The 25,181-nt window shown below is 53.7% G+C and carries 16 protein-coding genes; 7 read left to right on the forward strand and 9 right to left on the reverse strand.

All coding sequences use genetic code 11. The annotated features are described in order from the left end of the window. The first annotated feature begins 1 nt into the window (after window position 1). The 3 genes from modB to RBB63_RS03670 all read left to right on the forward strand — a co-directional run bounded on the left by modB (window position 2) and on the right by RBB63_RS03670 (window position 2,695). The gene (gene modB / locus RBB63_RS03660) at window positions 2-706 is read left to right on the forward strand and encodes a molybdate ABC transporter permease subunit (protein ID WP_309381196.1); all 705 of its coding nucleotides are present in this window, start codon (window positions 2-4) and stop codon (window positions 704-706) included. Next, entirely contained in the window at window positions 684-1,784 is a 1,101-nt protein-coding gene (gene modC, locus RBB63_RS03665; protein WP_309381199.1) for a molybdenum ABC transporter ATP-binding protein, read from the forward strand. Before modB ends, modC begins: the two co-directional genes overlap by 23 nt. Window positions 1,785-1,852: 68 nt before the next feature. Further along, a complete protein-coding gene (locus tag RBB63_RS03670; RefSeq protein WP_309381201.1) occupies window positions 1,853-2,695 on the forward strand; it encodes a carotenoid biosynthesis protein in 843 nt (280 codons plus the stop codon). Window positions 2,696-2,737: 42 nt separating this feature from the next. Here RBB63_RS03670 and RBB63_RS03675 read toward each other — a convergent pair whose 3' ends face one another. The 3 genes from RBB63_RS03675 to RBB63_RS03685 form a co-directional block, all read right to left on the reverse strand. Next, window positions 2,738-3,715 (reverse strand): DUF4159 domain-containing protein, encoded by a 978-nt coding sequence (locus RBB63_RS03675; protein WP_309381203.1) that lies wholly within the window; start codon window positions 3,713-3,715, stop codon window positions 2,738-2,740. Window positions 3,716-3,838: 123 nt separating this feature from the next. Beyond that, entirely contained in the window at window positions 3,839-4,639 is an 801-nt protein-coding gene (locus RBB63_RS03680; RefSeq protein ID WP_309381205.1) for a hypothetical protein, read from the reverse strand. Between the two features lie 130 nt (window positions 4,640-4,769). Next, complete coding sequence (locus RBB63_RS03685; protein ID WP_309381208.1) at window positions 4,770-5,699, reverse strand: transporter; 930 nt, start codon at window positions 5,697-5,699, stop codon at window positions 4,770-4,772. A gap of 1,028 nt (window positions 5,700-6,727) precedes the next feature. Between RBB63_RS03685 and RBB63_RS03690 the strand changes: the two genes are divergently transcribed. From RBB63_RS03690 to RBB63_RS03700, 3 genes are all read left to right on the forward strand, one after another. Continuing rightward, window positions 6,728-8,164 carry a PP2C family protein-serine/threonine phosphatase gene (locus RBB63_RS03690; protein ID WP_309381210.1) on the forward strand — a complete coding sequence of 479 codons (1,437 nt, stop codon included), beginning with the start codon at window positions 6,728-6,730 and terminating at the stop codon, window positions 8,162-8,164. Between the two features lie 85 nt (window positions 8,165-8,249). Continuing rightward, entirely contained in the window at window positions 8,250-9,485 is a 1,236-nt protein-coding gene (gene trpB, locus RBB63_RS03695) for a tryptophan synthase subunit beta (RefSeq protein ID WP_309381212.1), read from the forward strand. Next, complete coding sequence (locus RBB63_RS03700) at window positions 9,482-10,084, forward strand: GNAT family N-acetyltransferase (RefSeq protein WP_309381214.1); 603 nt, start codon at window positions 9,482-9,484, stop codon at window positions 10,082-10,084. The genes trpB and RBB63_RS03700 overlap by 4 nt, the downstream gene beginning before the upstream one ends. Before the next feature lie 160 nt (window positions 10,085-10,244). Here the strand turns inward: RBB63_RS03700 and RBB63_RS03705 are convergent, their stop codons facing one another. From RBB63_RS03705 to rpsA, 4 genes are all read right to left on the reverse strand, one after another. After that, entirely contained in the window at window positions 10,245-10,883 is a 639-nt protein-coding gene (locus RBB63_RS03705; RefSeq protein WP_309381216.1) for a hypothetical protein, read from the reverse strand. Between the two features lie 101 nt (window positions 10,884-10,984). Continuing rightward, window positions 10,985-12,073, reverse strand: coding sequence for a tRNA 2-thiouridine(34) synthase MnmA (gene mnmA, locus RBB63_RS03710; RefSeq protein ID WP_309381218.1), 1,089 nt, complete (start codon window positions 12,071-12,073; stop codon window positions 10,985-10,987). Window positions 12,074-12,231: 158 nt separating this feature from the next. After that, window positions 12,232-17,490 carry an InlB B-repeat-containing protein gene (locus RBB63_RS03715; RefSeq protein ID WP_309381220.1) on the reverse strand — a complete coding sequence of 1,753 codons (5,259 nt, stop codon included), beginning with the start codon at window positions 17,488-17,490 and terminating at the stop codon, window positions 12,232-12,234. Between the two features lie 1,080 nt (window positions 17,491-18,570). Next, complete coding sequence (gene rpsA, locus RBB63_RS03720) at window positions 18,571-20,220, reverse strand: 30S ribosomal protein S1 (RefSeq protein ID WP_309381223.1); 1,650 nt, start codon at window positions 20,218-20,220, stop codon at window positions 18,571-18,573. Window positions 20,221-20,460: 240 nt separating this feature from the next. Here rpsA and RBB63_RS03725 point away from each other — a divergent pair, with 240 nt between their 5' ends. Further along, entirely contained in the window at window positions 20,461-21,753 is a 1,293-nt protein-coding gene (locus tag RBB63_RS03725; protein ID WP_309381225.1) for a hypothetical protein, read from the forward strand. Window positions 21,754-21,785: 32 nt separating this feature from the next. Here RBB63_RS03725 and RBB63_RS03730 read toward each other — a convergent pair whose 3' ends face one another. Together RBB63_RS03730 and RBB63_RS03735 are read right to left on the reverse strand one after the other, a co-directional pair. Further along, on the reverse strand, window positions 21,786-23,489 hold the full coding sequence (locus RBB63_RS03730) for a transporter substrate-binding domain-containing protein (protein ID WP_309381227.1): 1,704 nt from the start codon (window positions 23,487-23,489) through the stop codon (window positions 21,786-21,788). 314 nt (window positions 23,490-23,803) lie between these two features. After that, window positions 23,804-24,952, reverse strand: a complete 1,149-nt coding sequence (locus RBB63_RS03735; protein WP_309381229.1) for a sigma-70 family RNA polymerase sigma factor — start codon at window positions 24,950-24,952, stop codon at window positions 23,804-23,806. Between the last annotated feature and the right edge of the window lie 229 nt (window positions 24,953-25,181).

The raw sequence follows: 25,181 nt of genomic DNA on the forward strand, positions 1-25,181 counted from the left end.
CATGGAGCCGATCATCAACGTCATCCTTTCCACCCTGGCTTGGGCGAGCTTGGCGTCGTTGATTGTATTTTTGCTCGGCACGCCGCTGGCGTATTGGATGGCGCGGTATGACTTCCTGGGCAAGCGCGCGCTGATCGCGATCTCCAGCTTGCCGTTGGTGTTGCCGCCGACGGCGGTGGGCTACCTGCTGCTCCTGCTGCTCGCCGACCGCGGTTTGCTGGGGCGCGAAACGCTGGGCTTCAGCCTCGATATTTTGCTGACTTGGAAGGGCGTGGTGTTGGCCTATTGCGTGATGTCGTTCCCGCTTTATTTGCGGACCGCGCGCGTGAGCTTTGAGGCGGTCGACCCGGGCCTGGAGTCGATCAATCGCACGCTAGGCAACAGCCGTTTAGCGACGTTTTTTGCGGTCACTTTGCCGCTGGCCAAGCGCGGATTAGCGGCGGGAATTATCCTGTCGTTCACGCGGGCAATGGGCGAGTTTGGCGCGACGATCATGGTCGCTGCGAACATTCCAGGCAAGACGCAGACTCTGGCCTCGGCGATCTACAGCGCTCAGCAATCGGGCGACGACACGCGGGCGAACATCCTGCTGATGGTCGCCATCGCGCTGGGTTTCATTTTGGTTTACCTGACGGAGTGGCTTGCGCAGCCGAAGCGCTTCACCAACGCACACGCATCGAACTATGCCACTGTCCATCCACATTGAGAGCGACGCGGGCGTGGGGCTGGCCTCGTTTCAGCATGAGTTCGCGGCGCCGGTCGCGGGCGTGTTCGGGCCGTCGGGTTGTGGCAAGACGACCTTGCTCGAAACGATCTGCGGCATGCGGCGTCCGCCGATGACAACCGGGCGCATTGTCTTCAACGACACCGTATGGCTCGACCAGGCGCAGGGCATTTGCCTGCCGCCGGAAGCGCGTAACGTGGGCTACGTGCCGCAGCAGCATTTGCTGTTTCCGCATTGGCTGGTGCGGCAAAATTTACTCGCCGGGCAGAAGCGCGCCATGGCGCAGGGGAGCGATGTGAAGGCGCTGATGCAGCAGGCGGTCGATGCGCTGGAGCTGGGCGATTTGCTGGAGCGGTATCCGCATCAATTGTCCGGCGGGCAGCGTCAACGCGTGGCGCTGGGGCGGGCGTTGATTTCGGGCGCGAAGCTGCTCCTGCTCGACGAGCCGCTGGCGTCGCTTGACCACAAGTTGCGCTACCGCATCATTCCGTTTTTGCAGCAGATTCGGGAAACGTTTCAGGTGCCGATGTTGATCGTTTCCCACCAGCCGGCGGAGCTGCAGGCGCTGTGCGATGAAGTGGTGGTGATGGAGCAGGGGAGGCTGGCCGACAAAGGCTCGCCGCGCGATGTGTTCCTGAAGTCCGAGATTTATTCGGCGCTGGAAGACGGCTTTGAAAACATGCTCTACGGCCACGTGGTGAGCCACACTGAAACGCTGACTACGCTGAAGCTTTGCGATGCAAAGCTTGGCCCCGAAGTGCAGGTGTCGCGCATTGATTTACCTGCTGGTTCGCGGGCGTTGCTGCGACTCAACGCGCACGAAATCATGCTCGCGAAGCAGCCGGTAGCGAAGATCTCGGCGCGCAACCGCCTGCCGTCGCGCATCGTGGAGCTACGCAAGTTGCCGAACAAAGTCATCGTGGTGACGCAGGTCGGCGACTGCTCGGAGGCGATCATTGCGGCGGAAGTGACGCTGGATGCAGTAACCAGTTTGGACCTGAAAGTGGGCGATGGCGTATTCCTCGTCATCAAGTCAAACAGCTTCCAGGTCTGTCGTTAAGCGGGGCTCAAAAATACTTCGCGAAGAGGGGTTGCAGCGGGCATAAAACGCGCTCAACTTTTCGGGCAATGTTTCGACGGCTGTTTCAAGTAATCCTGATTTGGTACGCGATTTGGTTCCTCGTGGGGCTGGTCGCGGTGGCGATTCCCTACGAGTCTCCGGTGGGCCACTGGGAGGATTTGCTGTTCATGATTCTGGCTTCGGCAGTGATCTTTTTTGATGCGGCGCGGCGGATCGGGTGGGGGGCGACGATTGCCTACTTTATCTGGATTGCGGCGGTGTCGGGCGGCATGGAAATGCTGGGCGCGATGACCGGGCTGCCCTTTGGCGCCTATGCCTACACGGACAACTTTGGGCCGCGCATCGCGGGGATTTTGCCCTGGGCAATTCCGCTGGCATGGTGGGTGGTGCTTTACCCGCTGCTGCTCCTGATGAACAGCATGGTCCGCAACAAACGTGAACCGCGACCCGGGCTGATCGCGCTGGGGGTGGCGATCTGCGCGACCGGGGTGGACCTCGCCTTGGAGCCGGTGGCGACCATCGTGCGCGAGTATTGGATCTGGGAAAGCACGGGCGCCTACTACGGGGTGCCGCTGCTGAATTTCTTTGGTTGGTTCATCACGGCGTGGATCATTGTGTTCCCGTTGCAGTATTTCATGGGTCGCATTTTGATCGAAGGCTACATTGCGCCAGGAGCGATGTTTTTACCGTTTGCCGCGTTGGGCAGCGTGCTGGCGAGTTTCCTCATCGCGGGCATGGTGCATGGGCTATGGCTGGCCAGCGCGTGGACCGCATTCCTGACGCTACTCGTCACTGTCATCGTAGTGCGCTTTGCCTGGCCACGCCGCGAGGTGTTCATGATGAACCATCAGGGACGCTACCGACCAGGATACCGCCCACGGAAATACTAAGCGCGGTTCGCTTTATTCAGTAACGCTGGATGTTGGCGCCTCTTAGCGGGTGAAAGCGTGGACGAAAATATTGACGCCGAGCTGGGTGTAGAAGCGGTGAGCGTAGTCGCTGATTTCCGGCGTGTAATAGTAGCGGAATACCCGCCAATCCCCACTCGGTTCCTGAACCCAGGCGGGCATGGCTTCCTGCTGAGTGTAAATGACGTCCTGGCGGCCATCTTCACGCACGGCCTCGAATCGGGTGCCTGTGTATGCGGCTTCCGACAAGCGCTCCGAGAGCCCCTCGGCGCCTTCGCGAATGCGGAAACCGATAAAGGTGGTCCATTGCTCCATTTCGTTTTGGCCCCAGCCCATGGCCAGAATCGGCATGCAGAGTACGGCCAGGCGGTCGTTTACTTCGAGGCCCATGGCGGAGTAGGTGCCTTGCGGCCATTTTTCGTTAACGACGAAATCGCGCACGGTTTCCGGCAGCACTGATGCGTCGGGCAGGCCCGCATGGAACGAACGGAACAGTGAATGGTCGCGGGGCAGGGCGCGAAAGCGATTGCCCGGATATATATCTTGAAAGACTGCTTCGATTTCAGGGCTCACGCGCCACTCGGCAAAGCTGTGGCTTTGGCTGTAGGCGGGGTTTGATTTGCGCAGGAAGTCGGCGTTGATGCCGGCATCGATGTAGAGAAAGCCGCCGCGATCCAGAAAGCCTTTGAGGTTGTCTTTTTCTTCCGGCGTCAGTTCCCAGTCTGGGCGGTCGCCGAAATTGACGTAGCACACCGGATGTTGGAGCAGTTTGGGATCGGCAAAGCTTTCAATGAATACGGGGTCGAGCGAAATGTCGAAAGTTGTGCTGTCGTTGATCGTTTCGATGAGCGTGGGCAAGGCATCCGGGTAATTGCGTTGGAGGAGCGGACCTTGAACCAACTGCGTCACGGAAAAAGCGGACATATTGGGGGCCTTGACAGTGGCTGAGATCGATGCAGTTGCCAATAGCCCGAAGACGACGATGATAGCGAGGATGCGCATGTAATATGTTAATTAGGTCTACGAATCGCGCCTGCGAACGCGAATGTTTTTTCTATGGACGAAGATTATGGCATTTCGTTCCAAGAAAAGCCGCGAACTGTAGTGCGGCGAGACCAAGCCGGATCAACGCTGATTTTTTCGCCATACGAGTGAGATGGCCAATACGCCGAATCCAAAGATCATCGCATAGGCTTCTGGCTCGGGTACGGTTTGCAGCGTGATGCTTTGAATCGCGCCTTGCGCGCCGGTTGCCGATGACAATCCAACCGAGGCAATAGATAGAGGATTCTCTTCGTAGGTATAGGTCAGGCCTGCGCCTGCTTCATCGAGGTCGACCTGTACGCCGTTGATGTAAGCGTCTACTGTCCACTGTGCGACGGTTGTGTTTAGGATGAGCTCGGCAGTGAAACTCGTCACGTCATAGCCATCCTGACTGTATAAGTCTGTGTTAGTCAGGGCCCCGTAGCGCACGTTGAATTCACCGTTGTTGCGCATGAAGAGCCATGGCTCGCCTTGCGTGGACCCTGTCTGGTAGAGCCCTGTATTTGCGCTGGAGGAGAATGCTTGCGCAAAGCCCAAACCATACCAAGTAGTGCTGTCCACGTCAGTCATGTTGAAGACAGCGCTGAGGCTGTAGATGCCTGGATTATCGGCAAAATAGGAGGCGCCGATTAACACACCTGCCATGGCGTTGCTAGTGGTTGCTGAACCAAACTCGGCTGCGCCATCGACTACTTTCCAGCCGAAATTATCGCCGCCGTTGAAGCCTACCCAGTTATTTCCGGTTCCAGTTACCGGGGTGCGCCCAGGTAGATTTGAGTTTGTGCTCGAATCGCCAAAGTCATCGTAAAATATAATGTCAGCGCACAAGGTGGATGCGCCAATGCACAATGATAAAGTTAAGATCGGGGTAGATAATCTCATATCGATACGTTAACGGCTCAAAATGGCCATGTCAATGGGTTTGCCGTCGTTCTTTGAGCTTTGCAGATTATATTTTGGACCAGTAAAAACCCCGGTCATTATCAAATGACCGGGGCGTGCAGGTGCATTTTTAGAACTTCCAGACGGCGTCGAGCGTCACCCGGTTTTGCATCAAGTTATGACTGGTTTGAGTCACGGGTAGTTCAAAGGCTGCGCCGAGCTCGATATTCTCCAGTGGCTTTATGCGAAAGCCCACGCCTACGGTGACAATACTGCTGTAGGTGTTTGAGTTTGAGGCCCCGAAGTTGACTAAATCACCGCCTTCGAAGGTCACGAGCGCCGGAACCGCGCCACCGGCTTGCGGACTAAAACGCGAACCGCCATTGCCCGGGTTGATCACTTGGAAGTAGTTCAGCTCTACCAGCGGGTAAAACATATCCCAGAAGCCATAGCTTGCGTGGAAGCTGCTAAAGATTTCGTCACTCCCATTGTCATTCACGGAGATGATCATGCCAGTTTCATTGCTGAACTGAAAGTCGCCCCACGACTTGAGCACGCCAATAGACGGTGTGATGGAGTAATACTTGCCGCCTTGCCAGACGTCGGTGTTGCCGGTCGGTATTTCTACGATGGTTTTCACGCTGACCGCGAGGTCCTCTTCTTCATCGTAAATGAAAGCCCACTTGACGCCAGCGGCGAGGTTGGCGAAGCCTTCGGCATTTACGAGAGTATTGTCCGGATTAAACACGAGGTAGCCGTCTTTGGCTGCAACGATGGAGAAGCGCTCATTGAGCGCGAGTTCAGCTTGGACTGCGTAGAGCTGGAAGTCTCCTCCCAGTGGCACATCGCCTATGATCGTGCTGATCGAGCTCGGCATATTTTGCCAAATAAAGATTGGGTGAATCTGTGTTTGGGGTAGGGCTGAGTCGAAGTAGACAGGATTGGTGATGGGGCGGATGGTTTGGGCGAAGCCAGATTCATCTGCAGAGAGGATTGAACAGGCGAGGGCGCCGATGAAGGCGGAAGCAGGGAGTGTTTTACGATTTAGTAGACTTAGCATTGTACTAGGATTTAGGGTTCAGGTTTTATACAATAAGTAATTTTAAATATCATTTATTGTATGAAGTAATCGTATCATGGGGACGTTCTGGAATCAACGCAATTTATGGTTGTATGTGCTTATTTATGCTAGATTATTGTGGCCCTGGTTTTGTTGCGAAATAAAGTTGCGAACGTCTCTATATGCGCCCGCTGGAATTTATTTTTTATCTCAAGTCGAGACTGTATCAGGGCAACGATAGCACTAACTCTCGCTGCTTTTGGTACGCTTGGATGAGCAACCGCAAATGTATCTGCCTCTGCCTGATTCGTAGAGACGAAGGATATCTCCAAATTTGATGTGTATCAATCTTTGGAGTCGGTCTTTATAACACCGCCTGCGGTCATTCCGCGCTGGAAGCGGAAATGTATTCAAAGAGGGCAGTTGTTGAATTGGAAGACCCTGGCGTTGGCCGAAATCCGTATCCAGGTTGAGCTGGTATGATGTTCCAATCGCTCAAATCTTCACTCTGGTGTATTTGGTATTCGAACCATGGGAGGGCAAAATATGCTCCAGTTGCAGTTGAGCTGTTGAATAGAGGACCGGAATGATGTAATCCATCCGGGCCAAGCTCGCTCAATGAGATCGAATTGTCGGGAAGAGCAGTCACCGTAATGTTTGAAACCTCGGTGCTCTCGATGGAGGTCGTGTTGGCCAGGCCATAGTCGAGTAGATTCTGATATTCGCTATTGTCGCCATCAACCCGTAGCGTAAGTAAAACACTTAAGTCAGCGAAAACATCTGCATGGCGAGAGACAACTCTGGGGTTGGTGAGTAAGGGCGTGGCGGCAGCGATTGCTGCTGTGTGTAGTTACGACGATTACCTGAATGGTAAAAAATTACTTTAACATGACCCTTGGCGGCACTGTGAAGGTATGGGACTAGATGGCGATCACATTTTGCCGTTTTTTAGGATTTTGATGGCTGTCTTCAAATTGTTTACACCAGAAGATTGCTTCGGCGCATAATTCATTCTAATTTCCTAGCTTATGTACTTTTTTCTCGGCTTGTTGTTCGGCGGCCTAGGCGGTTTTTTGTTTTACCGCCTGTCTGTGCGTCGGCAGAGAGAAAAGCTTGAGGAAGACATTCAACTGCTCCAGCAGGAGAAGCAGATTGTGGTCGAGTTCATGCATAACTTGGTTGAGGCGATCGGCGATGGGGTTAACCGCGATGAGCTTTTCCAGCGGATTGTCCACGCGGCAATCCTCAGTACTGGGGCCTTGAGCGCCTGTGTGTTTGAGCGAAAAGAGGACAAGCTACATGGGGTGGCGGTCGAGGGCTTATTCCCGCCACAACGACCACTGCCTGAAAGTTCACGTGAAAAACTGTCTACGCGCGCCAAGTTCATTGAGGGTATTTTACGTTCAGAAATCTTTGATATTGGCGAGGGCGTGATTGGATCGGTAGCCAAGTCCGGCAAGGCGATTCTGATAGAAGACGCCACACAGGACCCGCGAGTGATCCAGCATGGGGACGCCTCCTTGCAAGTGCGATCACTCGTAGTGGCGCCCATCCCGTTTCGCAATGAGGTCTTGGGCGTGCTTGCCGTGGCAAATCCTGCCGATGGCCTGGCGTTTAATGAGACGGACTTTTCGCTGATCGAATCTCTGGCTGAGCAGGCTGGATTGGCGATCCATAATTCCGACTTGATGCAGGTGCAGATGGAGAAGCAGAAGCTGGACTTCGATATCTCCATGGCGAGTAGCATCCAGGGCATGATTTTGCCCAGCGAGTATCCTCAGATGGATTCGCTCGATATCGACGCCTTTTATCGACCAGCGCAGAAAATCGGCGGCGACCTATATGATGTGTTCCGAATCGATGAGCATCGGGTGGCTTTCGCGATTGCCGATGTCTCGGGTAAGGGGGTGCCTGCTTCGCTTCTCATGGCGATCTGCCAGACCAATTTGCGGCACTTTGCCAAGCAGTATGATTCACCGGCGGAAATTCTGAGGCTCATGAACCGGGAAATGACGCCTGAAATGCGTCAGGATATGTTCATCACCGTGATTTTCGCCGTGGTCGATGTGCGTAAAGAGGAGTTAACCATGGCCCGGGCAGGGCACGAACTGCTGTTACTGGTTCATGACGATCCGCAGAATGGGCCGGCGAAGTCTGAAATGGTTGGCGCTGAAGGCATGGCGATTGGCATGGTGCCGAGCGAAGTCTTTGACCTAATTATCGAAGACCGAACGGTGCCTTTTCAAAAGGGTGACACGGCGGTCTTTTACACCGATGGCGTCACTGAGGCCAGTAACCGTGATGGCGCTGAGTTTTCCGGTAACCGACTGGAGGAAGTCGCCCTTTCGTTACGTGGGCGGAACGCGAAGGCGCTCAACGAGGGCATCGTTTCGACGGTGGAGCGCTTTACTGGCGGCAGCATGTTCATGGACGACTTGACTTTGATCACCGTGAAGCACACCTGAGGCTTGCGTTGGAGCAGGAAATTGACCCTTCAGTTGAGATTAGTTTCTTGTTGCGAATTGTGCTCTCGCCGACTTGCTTGAGGGGATGCCTTCGACGACTTCCCCGAATACCGCAACGCCAATCGACCGCTTTTCGCTGCCTGATGCAGCGGGACATTTTGGTATCTATGGCGGCATGTACGTGCCTGAGACTTTGATGACGCCGCTCTTTGAGCTGACGCAGGCGTATGAGGAGGCCAAGGCAGATCCGGCTTTTCGCGATGAGTTGGCATACATGCTCAAGCAATACGCGGGGCGTCCGACCGAGCTCTATTTTGCTGAGCGACTGACCGAGCATTGCGGTGGCGCGAAGATTTACCTGAAGCGTGAGGACGGCCTTCACACCGGCGCTCACAAGGTAAATAACTGCATTGGGCAGGCGATTCTAGCCAAGCGAATGGGCAAAAAGCGGATCATTGCCGAGACTGGCGCCGGGCAGCATGGCGTGGCGACAGCCGCAGTTTGCGCAAAATTTGGCTTCGATTGCGTGGTCTACATGGGGGAGGTCGACATGGAGCGACAGGCGCTGAATGTGTTTCGCATGCGCCTGATGGGCGCCGAGGTAATCGGCGTCAAGGCCGGGCAGCGAACGCTTAAAGACGCCGTCAACGAGGCCATGCGCGACTGGGTCACGAATTGCCGTGACACGCATTATATTCTTGGGTCCGCGCTGGGTTCGCATCCTTATCCGATGATGGTCAGGGATTTCCATAAGGTGATTGGCGAAGAGGCAAAACGCCAAATGCTCGAAGCAGAAGGTCGCTTGCCCGACGAAATGGTTGCTTGCGTGGGGGGAGGCTCAAACTGCATTGGGCTATTTTTTGAATTTTTGGAAGACGCCGATGTGAAGCTAGTCGGCGTGGAAGCCGGCGGTCGCGGCATCAAGCAGGGCGAGCACGCCGCCCGCTTTGAAGGCGGCAAGGTCGGTGTGCTCCAAGGCTCGAAGACGTTTATTCTCCAAGATCCGGATGGGCAGATCGAGCTGACACACTCCGTATCCGCTGGTTTGGATTACGCTGCGATTGGCCCGGAGCACGCCTTTTACCATGATCGCGGTCGCATTGACTACGCCTATGCCACGGACGAAGACGTCATGGAGGCATTTCAGACATTGAGTCGGGTAGAGGGGATTATTCCAGCGCTGGAGTCGACGCATGCTCTGGCTTATGCGCTGAAGCGCGCGCCACAGATGGCCAAGGATCAGATTCTGGTCGTTAATCTTTCCGGACGCGGCGACAAAGACGTGCAGCAAGCGATGAAAATTCTCGGAGTTGCAGAATGAAACTCGAGGTGAAGACCTTCGTCGGGCCTGATGTCGCTCCCTATCGGGACGACTTAGCCCGGCTGCGGATTCGCGTGTTTCGCGATTTTCCGTATCTTTACGAAGGAGCTATGGACTATGAAGCGCATTACTTGCAGCGCTATTTGGACTGTTCGGAATGCATCTTTGTGCTCGTGTTCGACGGGGAGATGGTCGTTGGCGCCTCAACTGCCTTGCCCATGGAGTATGAAGTCGGCGAGTTTACCGCTCCATTTGTGAGGGAGGGCTACGAAATCGGCAAAATCTTTTACTTTGGCGAGTCCGTGCTTTTGCCAGAGTATCGGGGGCAGGGGCTGGGGCATCGCTTTTTCGATGAGCGTGAGGCGTTCGCTCGAGAGTTAGGACGCTTTAATCTGACAACTTTTTGCGCAGTAGAGCGTCCTGAGGATCACCCACTTAAGCCGGTTGACTATCGTCCGCACGACGTCTTTTGGGGGAAGCGTGGCTATGCAAAGCATCCAGAACTGGCCACGACGTTTGAGTGGCAGGATGTCGACCAGCCAGTGGAAACCGCGCACCCAATGGTATTCTGGACGCGTGAAATCCAGGCAATTGGCTAGAGCACTTTTCATCGAACTTGGCCAATCAGGCCGCAGTGCTTTTCCCTAGCAGCGGCGTTGGCTTTTCGCTCACAGGCTTTCCAGCCTGCGACGCTCAAGCCGCCTTGCTGGACACGAAAAATCACTGCGGCCTGATTGGCCAAGTTCGATGAAAAGTGCTCTAACGGGTCGCTTTTTCGCGGTGATTGAGCGCTCGTTCGCGTTCGTGTAGCTCTTCACGCAGTTGTTCCAGTTCGGTCTGCAACACTTCCTGCTTCTGAGCTTTGTCGAACAGGGAGTTTTCGCTGATCTCAAGGAATTTTTCGCGCTCCTCAAGCACTTGATGAGCTTCCATGATCGGGCGCTTGAGTTCATTGGCGAGCGCCTTGAGCGAAGCGACTTCCTGCTTGAGGGCTTCTACTTCTTCCTGAAGAGCCACGAATTCCTCGGAAGATGCGATGCCGCCTGAAGTGCGCGGCTCGAGAATTTCTTCTTCTTCCTCAAATTCCTCTTCTTCCTCATACTCAACCACTTCGGGTATGCTGGTCGGCGAGTGAGGGACTTTCAGGCTACCGCCCTTTTTGTCTTTGGCTAATTTGAATTCGGATGGATCGCGTTCGAAGATAATCCATTCCGCGTCTTCGTCGTCCGCATTGCTGATGTGGAGGACGGAAATCTGTGATGCTGGGTGTTGTTCTTTTACCTTACTAACATCGGGGAGTGACGCTAGATTGTCTTGAACTTCACCATCCACTGCAACCCACCAGGAGTCTTCCTCGTCGTGGTTGAGCATCCACTGCTGAAGTTCTTTTAATGTCATTGGGGAGAGTAATAGTTAAGTCGACGAGAGCGACTAGCTTTAATGTATCGGTAATTTAAAGTTTCAATTTAGTGAAAGCGACAAAAAATGGTATGTAAAGACTAAGAATAAAACCCGCCACCCAAAAGCGCATCACCTTTGTAAAGCGCGCATACCTGCCCGATGGCCAAAGCGCGCTGGGGTTCTTCGAATTTTATAGCGGCGCGGCCCCCCCCCAGAGGCTGAAAATGGATGCGAATTGGTGGATCCCGGTAGCGCCCGCGCGCCTCGATCGCGCAGGCTTCCGTAATCGGCGCATTCACCCAGCTCAACCGTTCCAAGGTGAATTGTTGGCCCCAGAGTCCCGGGGCGTCCTGGTGGTCAAAGGCAATGATGAGCTGGTTGGCCTCGAAGTCTTTGCTCACCACCACAAAGTGCTCGTTGTCGGTATTGCTGGGCACGCCAATGCCTTGGCGTTGGCCCAGGGTGAAGTGGTGCAAGCCCCGATGCTCTCCCAAAACTTCGCCGGTGCCTGCGCGGACGATTTCGCCCGGACGATCCGGGATGTAATGCCGCAGAAAGTCGTTTATGTTGACCTTGCCCAAAAAGCAAATGCCTTGGCTGTCCTTCCGCTTTGCGTTGGGAAGGGCTTGCTCCAGGGCGATTTCGCGAACCCGGGGCTTGAGCAACTCGCCAATCGGAAACAGCGCTTGTCGCAACTGATCCTGCCGGACGAGCGCGAGAAAATATGACTGGTCCTTGTTGGGATCGAGGCCAGTGAGCAGGTCATAGGAGCCGTCCTCATTCTCGCGTCGACGGCAATAGTGGCCGGTGGCGACGGCGTCGAAGCCGCTCTTTTGCGCGTAATCGCGAAACACGCCGAACTTCATTTCACGGTTGCACATGATGTCGGGGTTGGGAGTGACACCGCGACGGTAGCCTTCGACCAAGTATTGCACGACTCGATCACGATAATCCTGAATTAAATTCACGACCTCGAAATCAATGCCCAGATGCGCGGCAACGGCCTTTGCCTGCTTGATGTCTTCCTCCCAGGGACAGTCGGCAAGAATATCGCTGCCTTCCTCATTCATCCAAGTGCGCATATAGGCGGCGGATACGTCATAACCGCGCTGCTTGAGGAGCAGAGCGGCAACGGCGCTGTCCACACCCCCGGAAAGGGCGACTAGGATTTTTGGGTTTTTAGGCATGAACCCGCAGGTTTAGCGGATTCACGGGGAGGAAATCAAGATATGTCTCGATTCTGCGCCTAGAGCACTTTTCATCAAACTTGGCCCCAAGGCTCGAACCGAGCGCTTTTCCGCACCAGCGGCGTTGGCTTAGCCCTTGGCGGCTTCGTCAAGGAAGTCTACTCGATGAATGCTTCGATACGGACGAAGAAGAGGTTTTCATCGCCAGGTAAACTGACGGTGACCTGAGTTTCACCTCCGCTGCTGGGAGACGTGACCGAGCCGGGAACCTCGATCCACGAGCCGGGCGACATATCCGGGCTATAGAGCACGCGGTAGCGTCGGTTGGCAAGATCGTCATTGGAATTAAAGCTCAAGGTGATCCGGCGATCCTGCGCATCGAATTCCTCTTCGATTATCTTGAAATAGTCATTGCGGTCTGCGGGGTTATTGCCGGAGAGATACTCGTCGTAGTCGGACTTGCCGTCGCCATCGCTATCCACCACGCCATCGGAGGTGTTGATCTGTCCCAGGTGGACAATTTCCCAGCCATCTGGAATCAAGTCGCCATCGGCATCAGTGGTATCGTAGCTGAAGAGGGCGTTGATAGTTGAATCTGCTGTTATGTAGTAGATGTTGGAATCCCAGCCATCGAACACCCATCCGCTATTAGAGCTTAGGATCGGGGATGTGGCCCCATTTCCCGGATATACTAACTGGTTGAGTTCACCTCCCCCCGTTCGCTGCCCTTTGCCGTTCAGCTTGAAAACAACAGCAACTTTAGGCGTTGATAAATCATAGATATAGGCGCTTCCAACATTGTTTATCCATGTATGCTCACCTTCTTCGCTCTCCGCGCCGACAATGACCGTATTATTGCTAATGCTTACGCTGGATCCGAAATAATCGCGTGGAAAGGCGTCGCTTGCCGTGAGAAGTTCCTTTTGATGCCACACGCCATCAATACGACTGAAGACATACGCGCTGCCACTACTTTCACCCGCGTCGTCATTACTTGCTGCTCCGACAACGGCTGTGTCGCCACTGATGCTCACGCTAGAGCCAAATTCATCAAGCGCATCTGCGTCGCTGGCTGTGAGCTTCGTTTGTTCAGACCAATTACCATTAACCTGGATAAAAATATATGCGCTACCGCTCCAAGTGCCTGAATCATCGTCGGCATATGCGCCCACAATTATTGAATCGCCACTGATACTGACTGCTGAGCCAAAGTAGTCGTTGACGACTGCATTACTGGCGTTGAGTTTTGCTTGTTCTGTCCAGACGTCCCCGACTCGTGTGTAGACATAAGCGCTACCAGTATCGTCGTCATTATTTGCTCCGACGACTACAGAATCTCCACTAATGCTCACGCTAATGCCAAAGGAGTCGCCTGCCGAGGCGTCACTCGCCTCAAGCTTTGCTTGTTCGGTCCAGACATTTTCACTTCGGGTATAGATATAGGCAGACTCAGTTGAGCCGACGACCGCTGTGTCGCCATCAATGCTCACACTTATGCCAAAAATGTCGCCAAATTCACCATCGCTGGAGGTCAGTTTTGCCTGTTCAGTCCAGACTCCGTCACTTCTTATATAGAGATATGCACAGCCCCGATCGCCTTGTCGATGGGCTCCAATTATGACGGTGTCTCCACTGATACTTACGCTTCTTCCAAAATAGTCAGCTTCTGCTGCATCGCTGGTGGTTAGTTTTGCTTCTTCAACCCAGACTCCGCCTATCTGTTTGTAGATGTAGGCGCTTCCGCTATTGTACCCAGCGTGATCGTCGCCATAGGCTCCGACAACCACCGTGTTGCCATCGATGCACACAGAACTACCAAAGTTTGCTCCATGGGTGGGGTCTCCTGCATAGATCTTTTGCTCGAAGTAGTCTTCGAGAGTCCTTTCGATATAGGTGGCAGTGATAGTCGTGTTCTGTGTGATTTGGTCAAAGTCTGTATCCCACCCGGAAAATGCCCAACCGTACTTTACGGAAACCAGCGGAGCATTTGCTGAGCTGCCCTCAGGCACTTTCTGGGTTAAGTCGTTCTCATCGGCTTCGCCATATTCGCCTAGAACAAAAGTTACAGTGTACGCGCGTATGTAGGTCGCTGTAATGGTTATTTCATCGGTGATCAGGGAAAAATCCACGTCCCAACCACTGAAATGCCAGCCGGAGTAAGCTTTGACAGTTGGTGCGATTGCGGAGTCGTATAGTGCAACCTGCTGCCTCAATTCGCCACCGCCAGTGCGCTGTCCTTTTTTATCCAAATTGAACCTTACGGTTATCAGAGGCGCTCCGAGGTCAAAGATATACGCGCTGCCAGTGCTGGTGTTTTCGATGTCGTCACCATAGGCGCCAATGATGGCCATATCGCCACTGATGCCCACGCTGAAACCGAAGTAATCGCCATCAGTTGCATCACTAGCGGTGTGTTTTACTAACTCGGTCCAGAGCCCATTGCTTCGAGTGTAAATATAGGCGCTGCCGTTGTCATAGGTGGCATCATCACTGCCATAGGCTCCCACAATGGCAAAGTCTCCGCTGATGCTTACTCTGTAGCCAAAATAGTCGCCTGCTGCAGCGTCGCTGGCGGTGAGTTTAGCTTGTTCAGTCCAGAGCCCATTGCTCCGTGTGTAAATATAGGCGCTGCCACTATCATTTCCCGCATCATCGTCTTGATAGGCTCCAATGATGGCAGTGTCGCCACTGATGCTGACGCTGTAGCCAAAATAATCGTTTGCTGCTGCGTCGCTGGCGGTGAGTTTAGCTTGTTGGGTCCAGGTATCGCCGTCTGGAGTGTATATGTAGACGCTTCCACTTGAGTTTCCTCCGTCATCGTTTTTATACGCCCCAATGAGCGCCGTGTTTCCGCTGATGCTTACTTGGTGTCCAAAATTATCATAAGCAGCTGCGTCACTGGCGGTTAACTTTTCTTGCATTGTCCAAATACCGTTGCTTCGGCTAAAAACATAGGCGCTGCCACTCGCACTCCCGTCGTCGTCATCGTAATGCGCCCCAATGAGGGCGGTGTCGCCACTGATGCTGACACTGCAGCCGAAATAGTCATCTGCAGCTGCGTCGCTGGCGGTCAGTTTCGTTTGCAAGGACCACACATCATTGTTTCGTGTGTAAACATAGACGCTACCGCTATTTTTACCTTCATCATCGTCCTGGTAGGCGCCAATGATGGCGGTATCGCCGCTAATGCTGACACTGTAGCCAAAGTAATCGTTTGCTGCTGCATCGCTCGCAGTGAGTTTCGCTTGCTCGCTCCATTCGCCTTGGCTTTGGACATAAATATAGGCGCTGCCGCTTCTGTTTCCTCCATCGTCATCTTGATAGGCGCCAACGATGGCGGTATCGCCGCTAATGCTCACGCTATAGCCAAAATAGTCGTCAGCCGCGCCATCTCCAGCGTAAAGCTTACTCTCAAGGAAGCTGATCAGATCAAGCTTAGAGTACATCGCCGTAATGGTGGAATCCTGTGAAATATTGCTGTATTCAGTATTCCAACCAACGAAGGCCCAGCCATCGGCGACTGAAATTTCTGGTGGGATCGCGGACCCGCCTTCGGGGATTGCTTGGTCTAACGTACCGGCTATGAGCGAACCATGGGCGCCCAGATCAAAGGTAACGGTATGCATCTGCACGTATTGAGCAGTTACTATTAGATCTGATTCCACTGCCAGAAATTCGGTGTCCCACCCGATAAAAGCCCAGTTATCAGCAACTGAAAAATTAGGTGCAGTAGCTGGGAAGCCATTGGGAATTTCTTGGCTTAACTCACCGCTAGTCAGCGTGCCATATTCGCCGAGATCAAAATTCACGGTATGTAACGGCAAGTAGTTCGCTTTGATCGACAAGTTTTTGGTCACCTCTGAAAAATTCTGATTCCAGCCATTGAAATACCAGCCTTCCGCTGCTTCAACGGTTGGCTCAATGGCAGCTTGCTGATAGACAACTAATTGGCTTAGCTCGCCGCCTCCGGTGCGCTGCCCTTTGTCCTCTAAGCTGAACGTAACAGTGAGTGGCGGAACGGCTAAGTCATATATATAAGCGCTGCCACTGCTAGTTCCGCCTTTATCATCACCGGTCGCTCCAATGGCTACCGTATCGCCGCTGACATTCACGCTGCAGCCAAATGAGTCTCCCTCATCTGCATCACTGGCAGTCAGTTTTGTTTTCTCTGTCCATACGCCTTCTTTGCGGATATAAACGTATGCGCTGCCGCTGTAAGAGCCCGATTCGCTGGACTGATCGGCTCCAATAATTGCGATGTCGCCGTTGATTGAAACCGTTTTACCAAAATCTTGTGCAGATCCTGCTTCAGTGTTTGTGATGAGCGCTTGCTCTGTCCAAAGGCCGTCTGTTCGAGTATAGATATATGCTTTGGCATCTGCGCCGATGATTATTGAATCGCCGCTGATGCTGAGATCGTCGCCAAATAAGCGAACAGGTGCATCACTGGCAGTGATTTTTGCCTGCTCAGACCATACTCCATCGGTTCGTGTAAAGACATAAGCGCTACCGCTGTCATAGGTCCCGACCACTGCAGTATCGCCACTGATACTCACGCGAAAGCCAAAACGGTCGTTAGCAGCAGCATCACTGGCGATGAGTTTTGTTTGTTCAAGCCACTCACCATCAATTCGGGTAAACACATAGGCGCTACCGCTGGATATACCAGCATCATCGTCATATTTCGAACCGATGACTATTGTGTCGCCGCTGATGGACACACTTGAACCAAAGTTGTCTTCAACTGCAGCATCGCTCGCAATGAGTTTGGCTTGCTCGGTCCAAACTCCGTTGTTCCGAGTATAAATGTATGCTGCGCCGGTTTCATCATATTTGCCGTGAGCGCCGATGACCACGGTGTCACCGCTGATGCCCACACTACTGCCGTATTCGCTGTCTGCTGCTGGATCGCTGGCTGTGAGTTTGGTTTGTTCGGTCCACGCGCCGTTGTTTTGAATGTAGATATAGGCACTGCCAGTATTGGCTCCTCTGTCCTGATCGCCAGGCGCTCCAATGATTACTGTGTGACCGCTCATGCTCACGCTGGAGCCAAAATACTCCCTTCGATCGGCTTCGCTGGACGTGAGGTTAGTCTCCAGAATGCCGGCCCAATCTTCAGCGAGATAGCTCGCCGTAACAGTTATGTCCTGCATAACATCGCTGAATTCGGTATCCCAACCGGCAAAACCCCATCCATCGTCGACTGATATCTCTGGCGCAATGGCCGAACCGCCTTCAATTATCGTTTGAGATAACTCCCCGGAAAGCAGTGTGCCATAGTCGCCAAGTTGAAAGGTAACCGTACAAGTGGAAATATCCTCGGAGAAGATCGTTTCAGCCTGCAACTGGGCAGTGACTCCCGCTAAGACGAGCCAAATACTGAAACCGTGAAGAAGGTGAGTGAGAATTCTATTCATTATGCCTATCGGAGCCTAAGGATGATTAGGCGCATTTAGGTTCGTCAACGATTATACATATTTATTATCGTTACAGTAAGGTGCTTAATGTAGGGAAATATTTATGCTTTGAGCATATCATGGTTGGACTTAAGAATACGTTAATGACTCTGCATGGCTACGAACTTTGCTGGCCGCGTTGGAGGCATGAATGGAACCACAGAAAACCGGTCATTGCTGACCGAGGGTTGGGGAAATCGGTTTGGCAATCGCAGGATTAGCTCCGGGCAGCTTCGTTGAGGCTGTCGCCCAGGTTGGTGGAGCTGCTCGGCGCCTTGGATGCGGTCAGAAGCAGTAACTTCGGCTGTCAACTGATCCTGGTTGTAAGAAGCGCCTTGATCGAGAGACCCACACGAAGGGCAACTTGGTTTTTAGACGTCCCATCAAACCCAGTAGTGTTTTGGTGAAATGCTCCGGTGTTTTTTGCCGCAATCCTCTGGTGTGTTGTGTCGGAACCCTTAGGTGTTTTGTGTCGGAAAACACTGGTTGGTTGTGTCGCAAAACACTGGGGCGTTTCGCCGGAAAACACCAGTGGGTTTTGTCAGTTTGCCCCGGTGGATTTTGTTAAAAAACACCAGTGGGTTTTGCCGGAAAACACCAGTGGGTTTGAGGAATTGAATTTGCACACAAAAAAAACTGCCGCAGAGGCGGTGATGTTGATCGCGGTTGGAATCAACCTCACTCAGGTTGCGGTATGGGTGGCCCGCGCGAGGAGTGGGGATCTCACACAAAGGCGCGCGAGGTGAAATTTCAACTGGAGCGCGCTTTTATGGCTGGAGGGCAACGCTTCGTCGTTGCCACAGTTGCTTGGGGGCGCTGATTTTCGGGGCGCCAGAGTTGCCAACAGATTGCGGCAACGACAAAGCGTTGCCCTCCTTACGGCGTAGGAGCCAAAGTGATTGTGGACAATTTCAGCATCGTGAATTTAAGCGCTGGTTGGCGGGAATATCGGCGACGCGGGGCCACTCACTGTTTGCAGCCACAGAAAACCCCGGCCATTGCTGACCGGGGTTGGTGAAAACGGATTTGCGAACCGTGGGCTTAGCCCTTGGTGGCTTCGTCGAGGATATCGCCCAGGGAGGTCATTTGACCCGAATCCTGGATGCGGTCGAACGCAGCGACTTCGGCGGCGAGCTGATCGGTGTCGTAAGAAGCGGCCTTGATGGAGAGACCCACGCGGCGCTCTTCGGCGTCGATCTTGATCACACGGGCGTTGACATCCTGGCCTTCGCTGAGGACATCCTTGATCTTCTCGACGTGGTCTTCGGCAATCTGGCTGATGTGAACCAGACCGTCGATGCCGTGCTCGAGTTCGATGAAGGCGCCGTAGCCGGTGAGCTTGGATACCTTGCCGGTGACGATGTCGCCGATCTTGAAGTATTGCTCGATGTTGTCCCATGGGTCTTCCATGAGCTGCTTCATGCCCAGCGAGATGCGTTGGTTGTCGCTGTCGACGTCGAGGACGATGGCGTTGATCTCGTCGCCCTTCTTGACCACTTCGCTCGGGTGGTTGACCTTGCGGGTCCAGGACATGTCGGAGACGTGAACCATACCGTCGATGCCTTCTTCCAGCTCGACGAATGCGCCGTAGTTGGTGAGATTGCGCACCTTGCCGCGAACGCGGGCGCCGGCTGGGTAGTTGTGGCGAGCCATATCCCAGGGATTCGGCTCGAGCTGGCGGACGCCGAGGCTGATCTTCTGCTCGTCCTTCTGGATGCCCAGAACAACGGCTTCGATCTGATCGCCAACCTTGAGCACTTCGCTCGGTTTGTTGATGCGCTTGGTCCAGGACAGCTCGGTGACGTGCACGAGGCCTTCCACGCCTTCTTCCAGCTCAACGAATGCGCCGTAAGGTACGAGGTTGACGACCTTACCGGCAACCTTGGCGTTGACCGGATACTTGTGCTCGATGTTGTCCCAAGGATTGGAAACGGTCTGCTTGAGGCCGAGGGAAACACGCTCGCGGTCGCGGTCCACTTCGATGATCATGACGTTGATCTCTTCACCCACCTTGAGCATTTCGCTCGGGTGAGAGATACGACCCCAGCTCATGTCGGTGATGTGGAGGAGGCCGTCGAGACCGTCGAGGTCGATGAACGCGCCGTAGTCGGTGATGTTCTTGACGGCGCCACGGCGGACGTCGCCCGGCTTCACTTCTTCGAGGAGCGTGCGGCGCTTTTCGAGGCGCTGCTCTTCGATCAGCTCGCGACGCGAAACGACGATGTTGCGGCGCTCGGTGTTGATCTTAACGATCTTAAAGTCGTAGGTTTGGTGCAGGTATTGATCCAGGTTCTTCGGGGGCTGGATGTCGATCTGCGATGCCGGCAGGAAGGAGTCGACGCCAATGTTGACGATCAGACCGCCCTTGACCTTAGCCTTTACGCGGCCAGGAACGATGGAGCCTTCTTCGCACTGGTTAACGATGTTTTCCCAGTTCTTCTTTTGCTCGGCCTTGTCGAACGAGAGGATGGGGTTGCCTTCCTTGTCTTCGACCTTTTCGACGTAAACTTCGATCTCGTCGCCGATGGACAATTCGCCGATGTCCATGAATTCGTTGGCGTTGATCGAGCCTTCGCTCTTGCCGCCGATGTCAACGATGACTTCGTTGGCGCGGATTTCGGTGATGCTACCCTTAACGATGGCGTGGGGAGCGAGGTTTGCGAAGCTGCTTTCAGCTAGCAGCTCTTCCATTAATGAACTCATATGGTAGGTATATGGATGCGAGTCTGGCGCGTGGCCCGGACCCGGGTTGACGGTTAGGTTGTTTGGTTTGTTTATGCTTTTGTGATGCCGCCGTGGAAACCCACTTCGCGCAAAGTAGCCAAAACACAGGTTTATCAGCCCGAAGGCAAGCGAATATTGAATGCGGAATGACAAAGAACGAGTAGCGAGTGGGGGAGGAACCGGATTGGGGATTAACCCTCGCAACGCATGCCTCGCAACTCCCGAACTCCTACGCTTGTCATTGGCGGGGAATATGCTGATTCTTCGCTAACTATGCTGCGCTGTTTTTTCCGTTGTTGCGTTTCAGCGATCTTGATCTCGACTGTCTTGGTCGGGGTGGCTGGTTGTGGCGATTCCGTGCTTTTCGGCGGAAAAACCAAGGACGAGAAAATCGATGGTATGCGGGTGACGCATCATCAGCTTCGCTTGCGAGTGCGTTCGCTGATTAATCCGATGACGGGGCTGGTTGCGGATACGGCGGACAAAGTGATCGATGAGTCCGATGATCCCGAGGTGCGGCTTGCGGCGCTTCGGTGGAAGGCTAATGCCGTTCCCACCGTGCGTGAATCGCTCTTCATGCAGTATCCTCAAATTGCCCTGTTGGATACCTGGGCGCTAGGATATCAGATGATGGATTATTTTGAAACCGGTCCCGGCAAGGATGAGTTTAAAGACTATGCGATCCACGGCTACGAGGCGGGCAGACAACTTAAAGACCGGATGGAGGCGTTCTATGCGGATGTGGATATTGACGACGATACCGTCCGTGCTCGTGATCTCCTCCGGAATTGGGCGACTCAGCATCCTATTGAGGGGAATTTTGATTCTCGAGAGAACATTACCAACAAGGCGACCGACATGAGCCTTCAGCTCGGACTTTCCTTTGGTGAGGCAATGGACGCCATGGTCACCTCGGTGGAGGACCTCAATCGAAAGATTGATGTTTATGGCGATCAGATGCCCGCTCAATTACGATGGGAAGCCGAGCTCCTTTTTCAGGACAAGGTGAATGACTTTCATCTCCATGAGACGACCGAGCGTATTCCGGCTTTTATGGACACAACCTCGCAAACGATGGAACAATTCTCGGTCTCGTTGGATGAGGTTCCGGCAATGATTGAAAAAGAAAGAACTGAAATCCTGACCTCTTTTCAGGACATCACCGATGACGCACTACTCAGCCTGGCTCAGGAGCGTGAGGCGTTGACGCTTTATTTCACCAGTGAACGTAAGGCCGTGATGGGTGATCTCAATCAGGCAAGGACTGAAATCGGTGAAGATCTGGCCTATCAACTGAAGCAAGTGGAGGCGTCGCTAGTCCGCGAACGAAAACTACTGGTGAGCGACGTTGAGCAAGTGCGCGTCCGGCTCATTCAAGACGGCTTCCGCCGACTGCTGATTCTACTGGCTCTGATTGCGACTTGGTTTACTATTCTGGTGATCGGCGTGCTGTGGTTCCTGAATCGCAAGCTATGGAGTTCAGGCAAAGGTGTAGCCTGACTCAACTCATCTCCTGTTGATCTAATCTCTATCTACACGTATCTCGGAAAGTCTGCGTAGAACAAGCTGCCTTTGCGATCGATGCGGTTTTCCGCCCAAGTGACTCCACCGAGTTCTTCGATCATGAGTTTCACGATGGAGAGTCCGAGGCCTGTGGAGGATTCGCCGCCGGTCGGCCTGGCGCTGCCGCGTGAGAAACGGCCATAGAGCTTCTTTAAGTCATCGTCCGTGAGGCCGGGACCTTCATCTTGCACGGTTACCCGGAGCATGTTTTCACCATCGACAAAATCCAACCATACCTGGACGACACCTCCAGAAGGCGTATATTTGACGGCATTGTTGACCAAATTATCGAGGATTTCACGGATGCGGCCCACGTCGCCATGCGTAATTGGTTTTTCGACGGAGCAGGCGTATTTCAGATCGATTCCCTTTTTGGCCGCAGCGTGGCGATTAAACTCAACGACGCCGTCCAAGATGGAATGTAGGCTGACATACTCGGATTCGATCTGCCCAGCGCCACTTTCAAGCGCTTCGACATCAAGCAGTTCTTCGACGAGTTCGAGCATGTGATCTGCGGCGCTGCGAATCGTTTCCAAAGTATCAATTTGGTCATTGAGGGCAGGGGGGGAGTTTTCCGTCGCTTGCAGGTCTTCCTTCATCATTTCGGATAGACCTCGAATGCTGCCCAGTGGGTTCTTTAAGTCGTGCGCAGCGATGCCCATAAACTCTGACTTACGGGCATTTGCCTCTTCAGCGCGCGCCTTCGCGTGCTCGGCTTGTGTTTTGGCGCGTTCGGCTTGCGCTTTGGCCAGGATGATTTGCTCTTCCGTTCGTCGGCGTTTGCGGATTTGCACTTTGAGCGAGAATACCCAAGCCATGGCTAGGCCGGTGACCAGAAGCATTCCGGCCCCAATTTTACCAAACACCAGATACTCGACTTCCTGAAACCTGACGGCAATCCACTCTTGCTCCAGTGAATTGCGTCGCTCCGGGCTGACATTCGCCAGCACTTTGTCGATGATGCCAATGAGCACCGGGTCTGTTGACGCCATGCTCAGGCCGATGCGGTTGAATGGCGTGGGGGCGGCAATCTGGAGATTGTCAAAATTCTCCGAGCGGATCAGATAGCTGATGATCGCAAGGTTGCCGATGTAGGCATAAGCTTCGCCGGTGGACACCGCATAGAGCGCTTCTCTGCGGGTGGGAAACGTGACCAGTTTGAGCTTCGGGTAGTCATTGCGCAGGATGTCTTCTTCAAAAAAGCCTTCCACTACGGCGACTTTTTTACCGATCAGGTTGCGCATAGAGCCAACGAAGTGGGCATCGTCACGAGTGGCGATCACCGAGGGAAATACGGCATAGGGCTGCGTGAAGTAGAATTTTTCACGTCTCTGAGGGGTAGGCACCGCCCCGGACATGAGGTCGATCTTACCAACGCTGGCTTGCTCCATCAGCGCCTGCCAGCGATTTGAATGCTTTACCTCGAAATGCAGTCCTGTTTCTTCGGCCACCAAGTCTAGATAGGCTATCGCGAGGCCAACAATATTCCCATCGCTATTTTCATACTCGAAGGGGGGGAAGTGGTTATCGGCGCCGACGGTCAGGCGCTGGTGTTTCTTTATCCAAGCCAACTCCTCGTCATTAAATACAATGGGTTTGCTGGGCGCGTTGACTTCCGCCAGCGAATCAACATCTGCATTTTGTGCAGAGGCGCACCCGATCACGGCGCACATGGCTAACAGTATATAGAGTAGGTTCTTGCTGGAGATGACTTTAAGCAATTCTCTCTACCAATCGGCTTATTGGAGTGAACATTTAGGATTATCCTGCCGAATCTTTGGCAAAATAAGCAGCCTTACTGACGAGTATTTAGTCCCGAGTCAATCAGTCTCTCCCATGGAATTCCTCAGAGTTCTTAGATTCGATTCGTTCCGCTCCCATGCATGGCATGGTGGTCACGAGAACGCATCTATTCCGAACAATCGAAGCCGATCATCTTGGACTTCTTATTACGGTATGGCTGGCGGGGGGAGATTGCCAAAGCACATCAAAGGGCATTCATCTCATCATAGAGTGGGCGCAACACGCTTTCCAGCTTTTCCAGGGCGCGCTTCTCACGTTGGGAGACTTGCTGGTGGCTGATGCCGACTTCCTGGGCGATCTCCGAAAGAGTCCACTGGCGGTTGCCTTCGTTGAGGCCAAAACGGAGAGCGAGAACTTCGCGTTGCTTGTCGGTCAACTCGGACATCAGGCCCCGAAGAGCGGCATGGAGGTCTTTACGGGAAAGGCGTTCATGTGGGTCTTGGGCGAGATCGTCGGCCAACTGGCGGGGGGCTTCGTCGTCACTGGTTGGGGCGTCGAGCGGCACGCCAGGGTGGAGCAGCTCATGAAAAGGCTGAAGTTCCTCCGCCGTGCGTGGTGCGGGATCGCCGGGCCGCTTGGCCTTCTTTTCATTCTCGTCCCTTCGCTGGGCTTCGTTGCCTTCACGAAGCAGACGCGATGCGAGATTGATCGGCACGTGAACCGGGAAGCGTTCTCCCATGAGGTAATTGCGAATTTGGCGCGTGATCCAAGTGCGGGCATAGCTGCCAAACGAGGCGCCGGAATCCTCCACTTTATCAATGGCGTGGATCAGTCCAAGCGACGCTTCCTGATAGGCGTCCGGGCGCTGACCGGGATCGAACACCTGACGGTTGACCAGCTTATGCAAGAGCGATTGATAGCGACGGAAGAGAATCGTCTGCGCCTTCTTGTAGCGGTTGTGCTCGATTCTCATTCGGTGGAGCAAGCGCTCCTTGAATTCGAGCCATTCGCTGAAATTCAGTTTCTCGCCCATGGGTTCTTCCAAGCCATCCAGCGCCCAGATGCGCGCAATGCGCTTGGCCTGACTGGCGGGAAAGCGTCCGCGGTATTGGTTGATGACCCATTGGGCCAACTGATGCTTGTATTCAACCAGTAGGCTATCCAGTAACGCACGGAGGTTGATGCCACGCCGGGGGAGGGGAAGTGAAAGGTCTTCGAGGCCAGGCTGGTAGAGCCCTTCCCAGTCGGGCACGTGCAACAGGTAATCCACCTGGATGCGATGGCGGGAAATAGTCTTCCGGCAGAGCCTTTCACTGACTTGCTCGTCCTTACTTTGAACGCGTCCGAGCCCAGACATTAGATGTGGGCGAACAGACCTGTCTTCGGCGCTCATTAGAATACTAGGGGTGGAGAGTTTAAATTAGTTGGCGTCAGCAACGTCGCCAGCAGTTGTTTTATTGTGAATAACGTCCTAAGTCAAAGAAGGCGTTGCCTTTCTGTCATTAATATGCATCGAGAGATGCCTTTTTTGCCACACTGAAATGGGGATTCAAGTAAATTAGTAGATGCTCTGAATATATCACCTTAGCATCGCTAATCTCCAAGAATTTTCCTAAAAATAA

This window comes from Cerasicoccus frondis, from assembly GCA_031296915.1.
Lineage (GTDB): Bacteria > Verrucomicrobiota > Verrucomicrobiia > Opitutales > Cerasicoccaceae > Cerasicoccus > Cerasicoccus frondis.